The organism is Arthrobacter sp. 2MCAF15, from assembly GCF_052115605.1.
In the GTDB taxonomy this organism is placed as follows: Bacteria; Actinomycetota; Actinomycetes; order Actinomycetales; family Micrococcaceae; genus Arthrobacter.
In genome coordinates this window covers 356,434-371,649 of record NZ_JBFRGZ010000001.1, presented here as the reverse complement: position 1 = coordinate 371,649, position 15,216 = coordinate 356,434, and the positions used below count along the sequence as shown (strand labels likewise).

General features: G+C 66.8%; 10 protein-coding genes. 1 reads left to right on the top strand and 9 read right to left on the bottom strand.

Annotation, left to right across the window (positions count from 1 at the left end):
* Positions 1-138: 138 nt before the first annotated feature.
* From metG to AB4089_RS01590, 9 genes are all read right to left on the bottom strand, one after another.
* Positions 139-1,698: a methionine--tRNA ligase gene (metG, locus tag AB4089_RS01630; RefSeq protein WP_441407579.1), complete on the bottom strand. Its 1,560-nt coding sequence runs from the start codon at positions 1,696-1,698 to the stop codon at positions 139-141.
* A gap of 9 nt (positions 1,699-1,707) precedes the next feature.
* Positions 1,708-2,475, bottom strand: a complete 768-nt coding sequence (locus AB4089_RS01625; protein ID WP_441407578.1) for an ABC transporter ATP-binding protein — start codon at positions 2,473-2,475, stop codon at positions 1,708-1,710.
* Positions 2,472-5,258 carry an ABC transporter permease gene (locus AB4089_RS01620; protein ID WP_441407577.1) on the bottom strand — a complete coding sequence of 929 codons (2,787 nt, stop codon included), beginning with the start codon at positions 5,256-5,258 and terminating at the stop codon, positions 2,472-2,474. The genes AB4089_RS01625 and AB4089_RS01620 overlap by 4 nt, the downstream gene beginning before the upstream one ends.
* Positions 5,259-5,464: 206 nt before the next feature.
* Complete coding sequence (serA, locus tag AB4089_RS01615) at positions 5,465-7,060, bottom strand: phosphoglycerate dehydrogenase (protein ID WP_441407576.1); 1,596 nt, start codon at positions 7,058-7,060, stop codon at positions 5,465-5,467.
* Between the two features lie 135 nt (positions 7,061-7,195).
* Entirely contained in the window at positions 7,196-8,221 is a 1,026-nt protein-coding gene (gene ilvC / locus AB4089_RS01610) for a ketol-acid reductoisomerase (RefSeq protein WP_441407575.1), read from the bottom strand.
* A 94-nt stretch (positions 8,222-8,315) separates the two neighbouring features.
* Positions 8,316-8,828, bottom strand: coding sequence for an acetolactate synthase small subunit (gene ilvN, locus AB4089_RS01605; protein ID WP_018773531.1), 513 nt, complete (start codon positions 8,826-8,828; stop codon positions 8,316-8,318).
* A gap of 2 nt (positions 8,829-8,830) precedes the next feature.
* Complete coding sequence (locus AB4089_RS01600; RefSeq protein ID WP_441407574.1) at positions 8,831-10,729, bottom strand: acetolactate synthase large subunit; 1,899 nt, start codon at positions 10,727-10,729, stop codon at positions 8,831-8,833.
* A 454-nt stretch (positions 10,730-11,183) separates the two neighbouring features.
* Positions 11,184-12,905 (bottom strand): dihydroxy-acid dehydratase, encoded by a 1,722-nt coding sequence (gene ilvD / locus AB4089_RS01595; protein WP_441407573.1) that lies wholly within the window; start codon positions 12,903-12,905, stop codon positions 11,184-11,186.
* Between the two features lie 129 nt (positions 12,906-13,034).
* A complete protein-coding gene (locus AB4089_RS01590; protein ID WP_441407572.1) occupies positions 13,035-13,973 on the bottom strand; it encodes a LysR family transcriptional regulator in 939 nt (312 codons plus the stop codon).
* 129 nt (positions 13,974-14,102) lie between these two features.
* Between AB4089_RS01590 and AB4089_RS01585 the strand changes: the two genes are divergently transcribed.
* Positions 14,103-15,137, top strand: coding sequence for a sunset domain-containing protein (locus tag AB4089_RS01585; RefSeq protein WP_441407571.1), 1,035 nt, complete (start codon positions 14,103-14,105; stop codon positions 15,135-15,137).
* Positions 15,138-15,216 lie beyond the last annotated feature (79 nt).

The following is a 15,216-nucleotide window of genomic DNA, read 5'->3' as shown; positions in this document are numbered from 1 at the left end:
GATTTCAGCGTAGCCAAGTCATCCACATTCTGGTCAAGTCGTCTCATTATTCGAACGCCCGTCCCGACGAAACGCCCGGGACGAAAAACGCTCCCGCACCCCCGTTCAGGGGTGCGGGAGCGTCAGTGGCCTGCGGGCTTAGGCCTCGGCGGGTTCCTCGTACTTCGGGAACACCGGAGCCGGGGCCGGCAGTTCGGTGCCGGCGGCGATCGGCGTGCCGACGGCCGAGAACTGGCGTGCCCCGCCCTCGGGCTGGCCGAGCGTGTGCAGGATCGCCGCCGTCGCCGTCGGCATGACCGGCTGGGCGAGGATCGCGACGATCCGCAGCACCTCGAGCGTCACGTAGAGCACGGTGTTCATGCGTTCGACATCGGTCTTGCGCAGCACCCACGGGGCCTGCTCGGCGAAGTAGGCGTTGGTGTCCCCCAGGACGGTCCAGATGGCCTCCAGCGCGCGGCTGAACTCCTGCTTCTCAAACGCTGCCCGGGCGGCGTCCAGCAGAGCGTTGGCCTGCTCGAGCAGCGCGGTGTCCTCGGCGGTGAACGCACCGGGCGCCGGCACGCGGCCCTCGCAGTTTTTGGCCACCATGGACAGGGACCGCTGGGCCAGGTTGCCGAAGTTGTTGGCCAGGTCCGAGTTCATCCGGCCCACGATTGCCTCGTGGTTGTAGTTGCCGTCCGCGCCGAAGGGGACCTCGCGCAGGAAGAAGTAGCGCACCTGGTCCAGGCCGTACTGGGCCACGAAGTCCGAGGGCGCCACCACATTGCCCAGCGACTTGGACATCTTCACGCCGTTGTTCTGCAGGAAGCCGTGGATCATGATCCGCTTCGGCAGCTCCAGCCCGGCGCTCATGAGGAACGCCGGCCAGTAGATGGCGTGGAAGCGGGAGATGTCCTTGCCGATCACGTGGACATCGGCCGGCCAGAACTTCTTGAAGGACTCCGAATCGACGTCCGGGTAGCCGACGCCGGTCAGGTAGTTGGTCAGCGCGTCCACCCACACGTACATGACGTGCTTGTCATTGCCGGGCACGGGGACGCCCCAGTCGAACGTGGTGCGGCTGATGGAGAGGTCCTCCAGCCCGCGCCGGACGAAGCTGATGACCTCGTTGAAGCGCGACTGCGGGGCACCGAACTCAGCGTGGGCCTCGTAGAGTGCGAGCAGTTTGTCCTGGTAGGCGGAGAGCCGGAAGAAATAGCTCTCCTCGGCCGTCCATGTCACCTCGGTGTCCGATTCGCGGGAGTAGCGGACGCCGTCGTCCTTAACGACCGTCTCGTCCTCGACGTAGAAGGCCTCGTCCCGGACCGAATACCAGCCCTCGTACTTGGACAGGTAGATGTCCCCGTTGGCCTCCATCCTCTTCCAGATGGCCTGCGACGCCGCGTAGTGGTCGGCGTCGGTGGTGCGGATGAAGCGGTCGTACGAGACACCCAGGGCGGCGTGGGCCGCCTTGTAGATCTCGGCGTTCCGGTCCACCAGCTCCTTCGGCGTGACGCCTTCCTTCTCGGCGGCTTGGGCGATCTTCATGCCGTGCTCGTCGGTTCCGGTCAGGAAGAAGACGTCATACCCGTCCAGGCGCTTGAAGCGGGCCATCGCGTCGGTGGCGATGTACTCGTAGGCGTGGCCGATGTGCGGCACGCCGTTGGGGTACGTGATGGCCGTGGTGATGTAGAACGGGGTTTTTTCAGAAGAAGTCACGGTCTAAATCTAGATCAGTTCTGTGAGGGTATCGCTCAGGCGGACGAGTTCGTGATCATGTGAAGCGACCAGCACGGCAATGCCGTCCGAGGTCGTGTCCTTGAGGATGCTGATGATGCGGTTGGCCGCGGCGCGGTCCAGGCTGGCCGTGGGCTCGTCGACCACCAGGACGCGGGTGCCGAGGATGAGGGCGCGGGCGATCGCCACGCGCTGGCGCTCACCGCCGGAGAGCTGGGCCGGGCGGTGGCGCATCCGCCGGCCCAGGCCCACCAGGTCCAGGAGGTCCTTGGCCATGTCGCGGCGCTGCTCAACCTCGCCGTCGGGCACGGCCGGCAGCAGGACGTTCTCGAGCGCGCTCATCCCGTCGATCAGGGCACCGCCCTGGTCAACGTAGCCGATCAAGGCCCGGCGGCGGTCGGCGATCTCGTCGTCGCCCATCGTCTCGAGCGAGTCGCCTTCCCAGAACACCCGGCCCGACGTCGGCAGGGTCAGTCCCGCGCCGACGGTCAGGATGCTGGTCTTGCCCGAGCCGGAACGGCCGGCGACGCAGTGCATTTCGCCGGCGTGCAGCGTCATGTTGAAGTCGTCCACGACGTTCACGGCCTCGGCACCGCCCTTGCCGCCGCCGTAGTGGATGGTGATGTTGCTCAGTTCCAGCGGGGTGGCGTGGTCCGTGGCCTTCACGATCGTGTTGGCGCGGGTCTTGTGCGCACCGCGACGGGTGCTGGCGGTCATCCGGTCGTGTGCCTCCCGGTCAAGGTTCAGCTCGTTAGTCATTGGACCACTTTCGTTGCAATCGGAATCCAGCAAAGTACAGCCACGAGACCGGCAATTGCGGCCCACAGTGCGGCATAGGGGGCGAGGAGAAGGCCAATGCCAAGGGCGCCCACGACACCCAGCGGCAGCGCGACGGTTCCCACCATGGCATTTTCAAAGAATCGGACCTGGCCCAGCATGTCCGGGTTCCAGCCCATGGCCCGGAGCGTGCCGAGGTACTGGCGCTTGGCCTGCAGCTCGAAGCGGCCGGTGACCATGGTCAGGAGCAAGCCGACGGCCACTCCGGACACGGCCAGGATGATGCTCGGGAGCGCGATACTGGCGGCGGCCAGCCCGCTGAGGGCGCTGGCGCCCGCGGCCCGGGGAATGTCGATGAGCAGGGCGACCAGTCCGCCGACGGCGGCGGCGAAGACACCGACGGCCACGGCGAGCGAGATGGTGTTGAACTTGTTGGTGCTCAGCTGCCGGTTGGCGAAGGTCAGCGGGGAATCGACCGCAATCAGCCGCTCATCGTGCTGCGGCTCCTGGTCCACTTCGTCGCGGTGGCGCAGCTGCTGGGCCGCGATGAACGCCGCACCCACGTACAACACAAGGACCGACGCCGAGACGACCGCGGTGGCGGTGCTCCAGCTGATCAGGCTCAGGGCGGTGCCGGCGACAGCCAGCAGCGCGGCGCCGACGCCAAATTCGGCCAGCACCCAGGATCGGATCTTGCGCTGTGTCCAGCCCATGGCACGCAGGGTGCCGGCCTCGCTGCGCCGTTTCCGGATGTAGCTGACTGTGGAGGCACCGGTCAGCAGGGCTGCGCCGCACAGGGTCAGGAACAGCAGGGTCACGTTCGTGGCCGTCAGGGAGCCGGAGACGGCGTCCGCGGCATCCTGCCGGACCCACGACTGCTGCACGGTGCCCAGCGGCGATTCCTTGCCGGCGTCGTCCTTGGAGTAACCGGGAACGGCGATGCTGGCGTCCTCGCGGGCCGAACCGGCCACAACGGTGGCCTGCAGGCCCATGTCGCGGATCTCGTTGGCGAGCTTCTCCACCTCGGGCTGCGCCTGCTTCCAACTGCCGGGGACCTTGGCCCGGACGCGCACAGCGTCGATCACGGAGGCGTTCTTCTCGTAGCCGCGGGCGGCGGCGAGGCCGTAGTAGTCGGTGATGGCGCCGGCGGACTGGCTGACCAGGCCCGTGGCACTCAGCGAGGGCTTGAGCTCGGTGTTGGCCTCCGTGCCGGACGCGTCCTTGGTCAGCGTGAACGGCGCGGGGTCGTAGCCGCCCAGGGGCAGCCGGTTGACGTCGCCGGCGGCGTTCTTGACGGCCGCCGGGTCGAAGGTGCCGTAGACCATGGCCAGCGGGGTGGCCAGCTTCTTTCCGGTTTCAAGGTTCTGCCGGTAGGAGCGCTCGTCTACGGGGTTGCGCTGGGTCTGGTCGACGGCGGCACCGTTGGCGGCCTTGTCCGGCAGCCGGTTCACGGTGACCCAGTCGCCGGGCGTGGCGCTCTTGTTCGCGGCGCCGTTGGCGGCGGCGTCGCCGTCCTTGTACGTGGGGGCGGCGGCAAAGTTAGTGGTCCAGGTGGCCGGGTTGTAGAGGCCCTGGCTGAAGGAACCGGTGTCACCCATGAGCTGGGAGAGGTCCTTGGACCCGGGCCAGGCGAGGGCGAACGGGGATTTGGAAACGAACGGCAGGTAGTCTTTGTCCAGCGAGCGGGACACCGTGCCGACGTCCTTGGTGACATTGCCGGAGTCGTCGATTTCCTCGATCTTGACCGAGTACTTCAGGTCCAGGGAGGTGCCGGAGCGGACGATCAGCGGGATGGCCTGCGAATCGGCGGTGAGCTGGCCGTCGCGCTTGGCCTGCTGGTACTGGGTCATCAGCGGTGCCCAGTACTTGAGCTTGACGCCAAGGAAGTCCGGGCCTTCCTTGAGTTCGTCCATGCTGATGYCGTTGGTGAAGAGGCTTTCGAAGTGCCGGCCGATCGCGCCGGCATTGCGGGCGTCCGCGGGCGGGGCCTTCTCCAGCGGGGACAGGAAGTCACCGGCCGTGCCCAGCAGCGCGCGTTCGGAGACGGGGTCGACGGCGACCACGGATTCGGTGACCTGCGGCGCCATGGGCAGGGATACGGAAAGGTTGAAGAGGTTGTGCTCGGAGCCGCCGGCCGGCGTCGGGAACTTGATGCCGGTCTCGCCCTCGGGGCCCTGGATGCGGACGTTCTGGCCGCCCTCGACCTGTTCCTGGACCAGCTTCGCCTTGCCGAGGGAGCCCTCAGCCGTGGTCTTGAACAGCATCTGGTCGGAGTGGCCGTCGGAGCTGACGGCGCTGGCGGTGAGGCGGTATTTCTTCGGCGTGTCGCTCAGCACCGATTCCGCGGCCGGCCACTTGCTCGGGTCGGTGGCGGTCGGGTCGCCCGCGGTGCCCGCGAGGCCGGCGTTGAAGCCCAGGTAGTCGGTGGCGTCAAGGCGCGGCGACTCAAGGTTCTGCGTCACGCGCGAGACCAGGCTGATGGGCGCGGCCACCGATGTGCCGGAGAGCTTGCGGATCGAATCCAGCTGATCGAAGCTGATGCCGCCCTGGCCGGTGGCGATGTCCGGCTGCATCAGGCCGCCGTTATCATCGGCCTTGGCCTGGACCAGGACGTCATAGAGCCCCCGGGAGTTTTGGTCCACGGTCCTGCTCAGTGCCGCCTGGGACTGACCCTGGACGAGCACGGACAGGCACATGGCCACGATCAAAATGGACGCGGTCAGCAAAAGCACTCTGCTTCTGATGAACCTCTGGACGGCGTTCATTGGGCTCCTGAAAGCTGGATTGCGTGCGCACGCCACAGTTCATTTCCTGCGGAATTGAAGGCGTCCCCTGCCGGGCGTGCAAAAGTAAAGGCCGGTCTGCCGGCCAAGACCCGAAATTCGGTCCTAGCCATTGTACGCAGACCGGCCGCCCGCTCGTGGCCGCCGGCGGCGGTCATGCCGCCGCCGGGGCCCTGGGGGCAGGACTTTTAGTCCTCGAGGTCAACCTCGCGGACCATGTCAGCGCCAATCCCGGCCTTGATCGCGTCAAGGACCTGCTGGGGAACGGAGCTGTCGATGGTCAGCAGGGCCAGCACCTGGCCGCCCTCTGCCTGGCGCGCCACCTGCATGCCGGCGATGTTGATGTTGTTCATGCCCAGGATGTGGCCGATCGTGCCGATCACGCCGGGGCGGTCCGTGTAGGCAACCACCACGAGGTGCTCGCTGATCGGAATCTCCACCTCGTAGCCGTTGACGCCCACGAGCTTCTGGATCTGTTTGGGGCCGGTGAGGGTGCCGGCGACGGAGATCTGGCTGCCGTCGCTGAGGGCTCCGCGCAGGGTCAGGACGTTGCGGTAGGACTCGGTGTCCGGCGTCGTGATGAGGCGGACGTTGATGCCGCGCTGCTCTGCGATCACCGGGGCGTTGACGTAGGAGACCTGTTCGGTCACGACGTCGGCAAAAATCCCCTTGAGCGCCGCGAGTTCCAGGACCTTGACGTCGAGGGAGGAGATCTCGCCCGCCACCTCGACGTCGAACTGCGTCAGGGAGGCGTGGGTCAGCGCGGTGAAGATGCGGCCCAGCTTTTCAATCAGCGGGATGCCGGGGCGGACGTCGGGTGCGATGACGCCACCGGCGACGTTGACGGCGTCGGGGACCAGTTCGCCGGCCAGGGCCAGGCGGACGGACTTGGCGACGGAAACGCCGGCCTTCTCCTGGGCTTCGTCGGTGGAGGCGCCCAGGTGCGGGGTCACCACGACGTTGTCGAGCTTGAAGAACGGCAGGTCGGTGCTGGGTTCCTTATGGAACACGTCGATGCCGGCGCCGGCGATGTCACCGGCCTGCAGCGCGGTGTAGAGGGCTTCCTCGTCCACCAGGCCGCCGCGGGCGACGTTGACGACGTACGCCGTGCTCTTCATCTTCTTGAAGGCGTCGGCGCCGAGCATGCCGACGGTTTCCGGGGTCTTGGGCATGTGGATGGTGATGAAGTCAGACTGTGCCAGGAGCTCGTCCAGCGTCACCAGCTGAACGCCGAGCTGGGCGGCCCGGGCGGAGGTGATGTAGGGGTCGTAGGCGAGGATCTTGGTGTCGAAGCCCTTGAGGCGGGCCGCGACCAGGGCGCCGATCCGGCCCAGTCCGATGATGCCGATCTTCTTCTCGAAGAGCTCGATGCCGGTGTACTTGGAGCGCTTCCACTCCCCGTCCTTGAGGGCGGAGCTGGCCTGCGGGATGTGGCGGGCGAGGCTCAGGATGTGGCCGACGGTCAGTTCGGCGGCAGAGACGATGTTGGAGGTCGGCGCGTTGACCACCATGACGCCGGCCTGCGTTGCGGCCTTGATGTCCACGTTGTCCAGGCCCACGCCGGCGCGGGCGATGACCTTGAGGTTCTTGGCGGCAGCGATGGCCTCGGCGTCCAGCTGGGTGGCGGAGCGGACCAGGATCGCGTCGACGTCGGCGATCGCGGAGAGCAGCTGGGAACGGTCGGAGCCGTCAGTCTGGCGGATTTCAAAGTCCGGGCCGAGGGCCTCGACGGTGGCGGGCGAAAGTTCCTCAGCGAGGAGTACGACAGGTTTGGTGCTTGTCACCGGTGACCTCTTTAGCTCTCTTGTGTATCTGGTGGGGATTTTGGTGAATCGGGTGGTGCTGGTGATGCTGGTGGTGCTGGACAGCAGGGAAGCCGGACCCCAGAAATGGTGTCCGGCTCCCCTGCCGGGCCTTGACTAGCGGGCTGCAGAGCCTTCGACGTAGTCCACGTCCTGCTGCTGCCAGGCGAACAGGGACCGCAGCTCGCGGCCAACGGCCTCGATGGGGTGCTGTTCTGCCTTGGCCCGCAGTTCCTTGAACTCGGGGGCGCCGGCGTCCTGGTCGTCGATGAAGCGCTTGGCGAAGACGCCCTCCTGGATGTCCTTCAGGACTGCCTGCATGTTCTCCTTCACCTCGGGGGTGATGACGCGCGGGCCGGAGACGTAGTCGCCGTACTCTGCGGTGTCGGAGACGCTCCAGCGCTGCTTGGCGATGCCGCCTTCCCACATGAGGTCAACGATGAGCTTGAGCTCGTGCAGGACCTCGAAGTAGGCGATCTGCGGCTGGTAGCCGGCCTCGGTCAGGGTCTCGAAGCCGTACTGGACCAGCTGGGACACGCCGCCGCACAGGACAGCCTGCTCGCCGAAGAGGTCCGTTTCGGTCTCTTCGGTGAAGGTGGTCTTGATGACGCCGGCGCGGGTGCCGCCAATGGCCTTGGCGTAGGACTTGGCCAGCTCCCAGGCGGAGCCGGTGGCGTCCTGCTCGACGGCGATGATGTCCGGGATGCCGCGGCCGGCCTCGAACTCGCGGCGCACGGTGTGGCCGGGAGCCTTCGGGGCGATCAGGATGACGTCAACGCCCTCCGGTGCCTCGATGTAGCCGAAGCGGATGTTGAAGCCGTGGGCGAAGGCGAGGGCCTTGCCGGGGGTCAGCTTGTCCTTGATGGAGTCGTTGTAGATCGAGCGCTGGTACTGGTCCGGCGCGAGGATCATGATGACGTCGGCCCATTCGGCGGCGTCGGCGACGTTCTTGACGGTGAAGCCGGCGTCCTCGGCCTTGGCGATCGACTTCGAGCCCTCCTTGAGCGCGATTGCAACCTCGACGCCGGAATCGCGCAGGTTCAGCGCGTGGGCGTGGCCCTGGGAGCCGTAGCCGACAATGGCAACCTTGCGTCCCTGGATGATCGACAGGTCTGCGTCGTCGTCGTAAAACATTTCAGTCACTTGCGTAACTCCTCTTGAGTGGATTTTCGATGTTGTCTGTGGTGCTGCGGTACTGGGCGGGTTTTGCGTCCCGCCCTGCGCCTCACGCCGCCGCTTACGCGGAGCGCAGGGCCCTGTCACTCATGGAGCGGGATCCCCGTCCAACGGCCAAGGTGCCGGACTGCACGATTTCGCGGATGCCGAATGGCTCCAGCACTGAGAGCAGCGCCGTGAGCTTCTCGGGGTGGCCCGTTGCCTCAATGACCACCGACTCTGTGGAGACGTCGACCACTGAAGCGCGGAACAGGTCTGCGGCCTGGGTGACCTGCAGACGTGTCGCGGCATCCGCACGTACCTTGACCAGGATGTGGTCGCGCTGTACGGAAGATTCGGAGGTGAGCTCGACGATCTTGATCACGTTGACCAGCTTGTTCAGCTGTTTCGTGACCTGTTCGATCAGCTCGCCATCGGCGTCGACCACCACGGTCATCCGGGACATGCCCGGGACCTCRGTGGGGCCGACGGCCAGGGAATTGATGTTGAAGGCCCGGCGGGCGAAGAGGCTGGCGACGCGGGTCAGCACACCGGGCTTATCTTCGACCAGAACGGACAATGTGTGGCGGGTCATGTTCAGTCCTCCTCTTCCCATTCCGGGGTCATGTTGCGGGCAACCTGGATCTGGTCGTTGCTGACCCCGGCGGGGACCATCGGCCACACCATCGAGTTCGGGCTCACAACGAAGTCAATGACCACCGGGCGGTCGTTGATTTCCAGCGCCTTCTGGATGGTGGCGTCAATGTCCTCGTCGCGTTCACACCGGAAGGCAGCGCAGCCGTAGGCGTCCGCGAGCTTCACGAAGTCCGGGATGCGGACGGTGTCGTGCCCGGTGTTGAGGTCGGTATTGGAGTAGCGGCCCTCGTAGAACAGGGTCTGCCACTGCCGGACCATGCCCAGCGAGGAGTTGTTGATGATTGCGACCTTGATGGGGATCTTGTTGATCGCGCAGGTCGCCAGTTCCTGGTTGGTCATCTGGAAGCAGCCGTCGCCGTCGATCGCCCAGACTACGCGGTCCGGTTCGCCCACCTTGGCGCCCATGGCCGCCGGGACGGCGTAGCCCATGGTGCCGGCGCCGCCGGAGTTGAGCCATGCGTGCGGGCGTTCGTACTTAATGAACTGTGAAGCCCACATCTGGTGCTGTCCGACGCCTGCCACGTAGATGCCTTCGGGGCCGGTCAGGGCGCCGATGCGTTCGATGACGCGCTGCGGGGCGCTGAGCCCGTCCTCGGGTTCGGTCCAGCCAAGCGGGTAGGTTTCCTTGAGGTTGTTCAGGAAGGCCCACCACGGGGTCAGGTCCGGGGTGCCGAACGCTTCGAACTGCAGGCGAAGGGCCTCGGTCAGCTCGGGGATGATCTCCTTGACCGAGCCGACGATCGGAACGTCGGCCGTGCGGTTCTTGGAGATTTCCGCCGGGTCGATGTCCGCGTGGATGACCTTGGCGTTCGGGGCGAAGGACTTCAGGATGCCGGTCACGCGGTCATCGAACCGGGCGCCGAGGGTGATCAGCAGGTCGGACTGCTGCAGGGCGGTCACGGCGGAAACGGTGCCGTGCATGCCCGGCATGCCCACGTGCTGCGGGTGCGAGTCCGGGAACACGCCCCGGGCCATCAGGGTGGTCACCACGGGGGCGCCGGTCAGCTCGGCCAGTTCGCGCAGTTCGGCCGAAGCGTGCGCCTTGACCACACCGCCGCCGACGTACAGGACGGGCTTGCTGGCGGCCGAAATGAGCCGGGCGGCCTCGCGGACCTGCTTGCTGTGTCCGCGCACCACCGGCCGGTAGCCCGGGAGGTCGACCTTCGGCGGCCAGGAGAACGTCATCTGGCCCTGCTGGGCGTCCTTGGCGACGTCAACGAGGACCGGGCCCGGGCGTCCGGTGGAGGCCAGGTGGAAGGCCTCGGCCATCACGTGCGGGATGTCGTTGGGGTCTGTGACCAGGAAGGAGTGCTTCGTGATCGGCATGGTGATCCCGACGATGTCCGCTTCCTGGAATGCGTCGGTCCCGATCACCCCGCTGGAGACCTGGCCGGTGATGGCCACAATCGGCACGGAGTCCATGTGGGCATCCATGATGGCGGTAACGAGGTTGGTGGCGCCCGGTCCCGAGGTGGCGATGCAGACGCCAACCCGTCCGGTGACCATGGCGTAGCCTTGCGCGGCGTGGCCGGCTCCCTGTTCGTGACGGACCAGAACGTGGTTCATTTTGGAGGCCATCAAGGGGTCATAGGTGGGCAGGATCGCGCCACCGGGCAAACCGAAAATGTCCTGGACGCCGAGTTCTTCGAGCGAGCGGACAATTGCTTGCGAACCGGTCATAACAGTCGGGGGTACGACGTTGTTCGGTCCGAGGACAGGAGAGACGGCAGCAGTGTCGACGCCGGCGTCAGCCGGACGATCGACGCGTTCCGGAGCCTTGTGGGCTCCAGTGGACTTGGTGGCCATCAGCGAGGGGCTGATCGGCGATCCTTTGCTCATCGGACTCTTCCTTTGTGGATCTTCGGTGATCGTGGAACTTCTTGGGTACTGCTGGTGATGGGTGCTGCTGGTGATGGGTGCTGCTTGTGCTGCGGGAAATAAAAAAACCCCTCAGCCGGAGGGCTCTTCGAGGGGTTGCGCGTGACGGTTCGTTACCGAGAGGCTATTGAGCCACGCGCTTGGTAAGTACGACGGAGACACATTCAGTGATGCCGGCGGTAACGATCTCGATCATGCGTTCAGTTTTCCCTCTGAGTGAGACAGGTGTCAACGAGCCCGGCGACTGTCTCACTATTTGGACGGCGCTGTCCACGGATTGGTCCTCCGGTTTCCCCTGGCCCTGCAGCCTTGGCGGCAGACGGGAATCTCCTACCCCGAACGCCCGGCGCGGACGCCGTGCGTTCGGGGCCCCTCGGAGCTTCCCTTATTAAGCCTGGTCACCGAGGCCGGAGGATCAGCCGCAGTAGGCGCCGGTGGAGGCGCTGTGGACGAGCTTGGCGTACTTGGCCAGGACGCCCTTGGTGAACTTGGCCGGGAGCGGCTCCCAGCCGACCTTGCGGGCCTCGAGCTCGGCTTCCTCGACCAGGAGGTCGAAGGTGCGGGCCGCGATGTCCACGCGGATCCGGTCCCCGTCCTTGACGAACGCGATGGGGCCGCCGTCGGCGGCTTCCGGCGCGACGTGGCCGATGCACAGGCCGGTGGTTCCGCCGGAGAACCGTCCGTCGGTCAGCAGCAGGACATCCTTGCCCAGGCCGGCGCCCTTGATGGCGCCGGTGATGGCGAGCATCTCGCGCATGCCGGGACCGCCCTTGGGGCCCTCGTAGCGGATGACGACGACGTCGCCGGCCTTGATCTGTCCCTTGTCGAGCGCCTCCAGGGCGCCCTGCTCGCGCTCGAAGACGCGTGCGGCGCCCTCGAAGACGTCGGCGTCGAAGCCGGCGCTCTTCACGACGGCACCCTCGGGGGCCATTGTGCCGTGCAGGATCGTGATGCCGCCGGTCTTGTGGATCGGGTTGTCCATGGCCCGGAGGATCTTGCCGTCCAGGTCCGGCGGGTTGATCGCCGCAAGGTTCTCGGCAACCGTCTTGCCCGTGACGGTCAGGCAGTCACCGTGCAGCAGGCCGGCGTCGAGCAGTGCACGCATGATGACCGGAACGCCGCCGATCTTGTCGACGTCGGTCATGACGTAGCGGCCGAACGGCTTCAGGTCGCCCAGGTGCGGGATCCTGTCGCCGATCCGGTTGAAGTCATCGAGGGTCAGCTCAACTTCGGCTTCGCGGGCGATCGCGAGCAGGTGCAGCACGGCGTTGGTGGAGCCGCCGAAGGCCATGGTCACCGCAATGGCGTTCTCGAACGCCTTCTTGGTCATGATGTCGCGGGCGGTGATGCCCAGGCGCAGCAGGTTGACCACTGCTTCGCCGGACTTGCGGGCGAATTCGTCGCGGCGGCGGTCTGCCGAGGGCGGGGCGGCCGAGCCGGGCAGGGACATGCCGAGCGCCTCGCCGATGCAGGCCATGGTGTTCGCGGTGTACATGCCGCCGCAGGCGCCTTCGCCGGGGCAGATGGCCTTTTCGATGCGGGTCAGGTCTTCGAGGCTCATCTTGCCGGCGGCGCAGGCACCGACGGCTTCGAACGCGTCGATGAGGGTGACTTCCTTTTCGGAGCCGTCCTCAAGCTTGACCCAGCCGGGCATGATGGAGCCGGCGTAGAGGAACACGCTCGCGAGGTCCAGGCGCGCGGCTGCCATCAGCATGCCGGGCAGGGACTTGTCGCAGCCGGCCAGGAGCACCGAGCCGTCGATCCGCTCGGCCTGCATGACCGTTTCGACGGAGTCGGCAATGACTTCGCGGGACACCAGGGAGAAGTGCATGCCCTCGTGGCCCATGGAGATGCCGTCGGAGACGGAAATCGTGCCGAACTGCATGGGGAACCCGCCGCCGGCGTGGACGCCTTCCTTGGCGCCCTGGGCGAGCCGGTTCAGCGAAAGGTTGCAGGGAGTGATCTCGTTCCACGAGCTCGCGACGCCGATCTGCGGCTTGGCGAAGTCGTCATCTCCCATGCCGACCGCCCGGAACATGCCGCGCGCGGGGGCGGCGTGGATTCCATCGGTAACGACCCGGCTGCGGGGCTTGATGTCCGGCTTGGTGTCTGTTGCTTTTTGGGTGTCCTGACTCATGGCTCAAAGTCTAGGGCTCCGCCACAGACGCAAACGACCCGGCAAGGGAGCGTTAAGCGGAAAACCGGGAATATGTCGATCAAATAGTGGACTCTCGTCTCACATCATGAAACTGGGGGCCGGTTTGGCTCAGGCCTGGTGAGCCGCGTCACGCAATTCAGGGGCTTCGGCGACACCCTGCGCTTCGGCCCGGAGCATCGCCAGGACCTGCTGGATGGTGGTCCGGGCCGCGACGTCGGGACGGGCCAGCGCAACAATGCTGCGGCTCGCTTTCACGCCTTCGAGCGGACGCAGGACGAACCCCCGGTCCTGGTTGCTGACCGCGGTGTACCGCGGCAGCAGGCTCAGCCCGTGGCCGGCGCTGACCAGGGCTTCCAGTACCCGCAGATCGGGGAACTGCTGGGCACGGAGGGCCTGCGAGTCGGCCCGCACCTCGATCTGGCGCAGCACCGTGTCGAAGGGAAAGCCCTCGGGAACGCCCATCCACGGGAAGCCGACGACGTCCTCGGCACACAGCGTGGTCTTGCCGGCCAAAGCGTGCCCGGCCGGCAACGCCACATCCAGCGGCTCGTCCAGCAGCGGCACCACCGTCAGGCCCTGGCCGCCGAAGACTTCGGGACCGTCGACACTGTGCGCCAGGACGATGTCGTAGTCAGCCGTCAGCCCGGCGAATCCGGCAACACCGGGGTCCTCGAAATGCGCTTCGAACCGCAGCCCCTCGACCGCCTTGACGCGATGGAGCATGCCGGGAAGGAACATCTCCGCGGCGCTGGGAAAGAAGGCCGCCACCACCCGCGTCTGCCAGCCGCGCCGGTACGTGTCGATCGTCGCTTCGGCCCGCGCCATGGCCGTCGAGACGTCGGCAGCGGCGCCCGCCATGGCCAGTCCTGCCTCCGTGAGCCGCACTCCCCTGCCGGACTTCTCCACGAGAACTACACCCAGTTCTTCCTGCAGGGTCTTGAGCTGCTGCGATACGGCCGACGGCGTGACCTTCATGGCCTCCGCTGTGGCCCCGACCGTGCCGCGGTCTGCGAGTTCGCGCAGAATCTGCAGTCGCTTGAAATCCATGAGGCGAGGCTACACGTCGGAGCACGGTTGATTGCTGGACAGCCGGCTTCGCCCGGACGTAACGTCAAGCATCGGCACCCATGCTTCATAGGCTGAATACGGACTGAACTTGGACTGAAAGGCTCTGCTATGGACTGGATCGTCTGGCTCGTCGTCATCATCGTGGTGGTCGCTGTGGTTTGGTGGCTGTTGAACCGCAAGAAGAGCCGCCCGGGCGCAGACTCCGGATCCGCCGCAGGCACCGGTGCCGCTTCCGGCTCTGCGGCCAGCCCGACCGCGGCGGCCGATTCCGAAGCGGTGGCCGGTTCGACGGCGGCGGCCGGTCCCGCGGCTGCCATGGCGGCGTCGGCTGCGGCGCAAGCGCCCGAGCCGGCTGCGGCTGCCCCGGAGGAGGCAGAGCCCGAGGCGGCCCCTCTGGTGGCGCCGGAAGCAGCCGCGACGGCCGCAGCCGCGCCTTGGAGCGAGCCGGCGGCCGGACCAGCCGCAGAAGCGGCCGGAACCCCGGAGAACGCCGAATGGGAGACGCAGTGGTCCGAAACTGCTCCGCCGTCGGATGCGCATGCCGCCCCGGCCCATATCGATCCGACCCGCGGCGCACACGTTGCGGCGGGAGCCGAACCCGGAGCGGCCGCGGAAACGGCTCCAGCGGAGGGCCTCCCCGTCCACCATCCCGAATACACCGAACCCCACGCGCCGACCCTGCCCGGAGCAGAATCGGCAGCCGCGGAACCGGGCGAGGACGAGGCCACTGGAACCGCCGCGGACACCGGAACTGGCACTGGCACTGGCACTGGCACTGGCATTAGCACGCCGGAACCGGCGATGGCTGAAGCCCCCGTCCCCGAGGCTCCGGCAGCGCCCCTCGCTGACGCAGAAACCCGGCAGATGGCCGCCTCGTCCGCGGCGGCGGAGGCCTCCGCCAGCCACACGGCCGAGCCCACCGGCCACCTGGCCACTGAGCAGCCCTATGGTGAAGGATCAGCGGCACCGGCGGCCGATGGGAGTGGTCCTGAGGGCTTCACAGTCAAGGGCAATGCATCGTCGATGGTCTACCACGACGAGACCAGTCCTTCGTATGAGGAAACTCGGGCAGAGGTGTGGTTCCTCTCGGCCGCTCATGCCGAAGCAGCCGGCTTTCGGCCTCCGCGCCGGACCCGGCAGTAGCTGGCCGTCCGGGCCGGCGTCCGGTCCTGAGGCGCCCCGCAGTTTGGTTACGCCCCCAAGCTTCCCTGTGAGGGCAACG

What these genes read in the sequence shown, in the direction of transcription:
- AB4089_RS01625 (WP_441407578.1), bottom strand. Translation starts at nt 2,475, where the DNA reads ATGACTAACGAGCTGAACCTTGACCGGGAGGCACACGACCGGATGACC.
- AB4089_RS01600 (WP_441407574.1), bottom strand. Translation starts at nt 10,729, where the DNA reads ATGAGCAAAGGATCGCCGATCAGCCCCTCGCTGATGGCCACCAAGTCC.
- ilvD (WP_441407573.1), bottom strand. Translation starts at nt 12,905, where the DNA reads ATGAGTCAGGACACCCAAAAAGCAACAGACACCAAGCCGGACATCAAG.
- AB4089_RS01590 (WP_441407572.1), bottom strand. Translation starts at nt 13,973, where the DNA reads ATGGATTTCAAGCGACTGCAGATTCTGCGCGAACTCGCAGACCGCGGC.
- AB4089_RS01585 (WP_441407571.1), top strand. Translation starts at nt 14,103, where the DNA reads ATGGACTGGATCGTCTGGCTCGTCGTCATCATCGTGGTGGTCGCTGTG.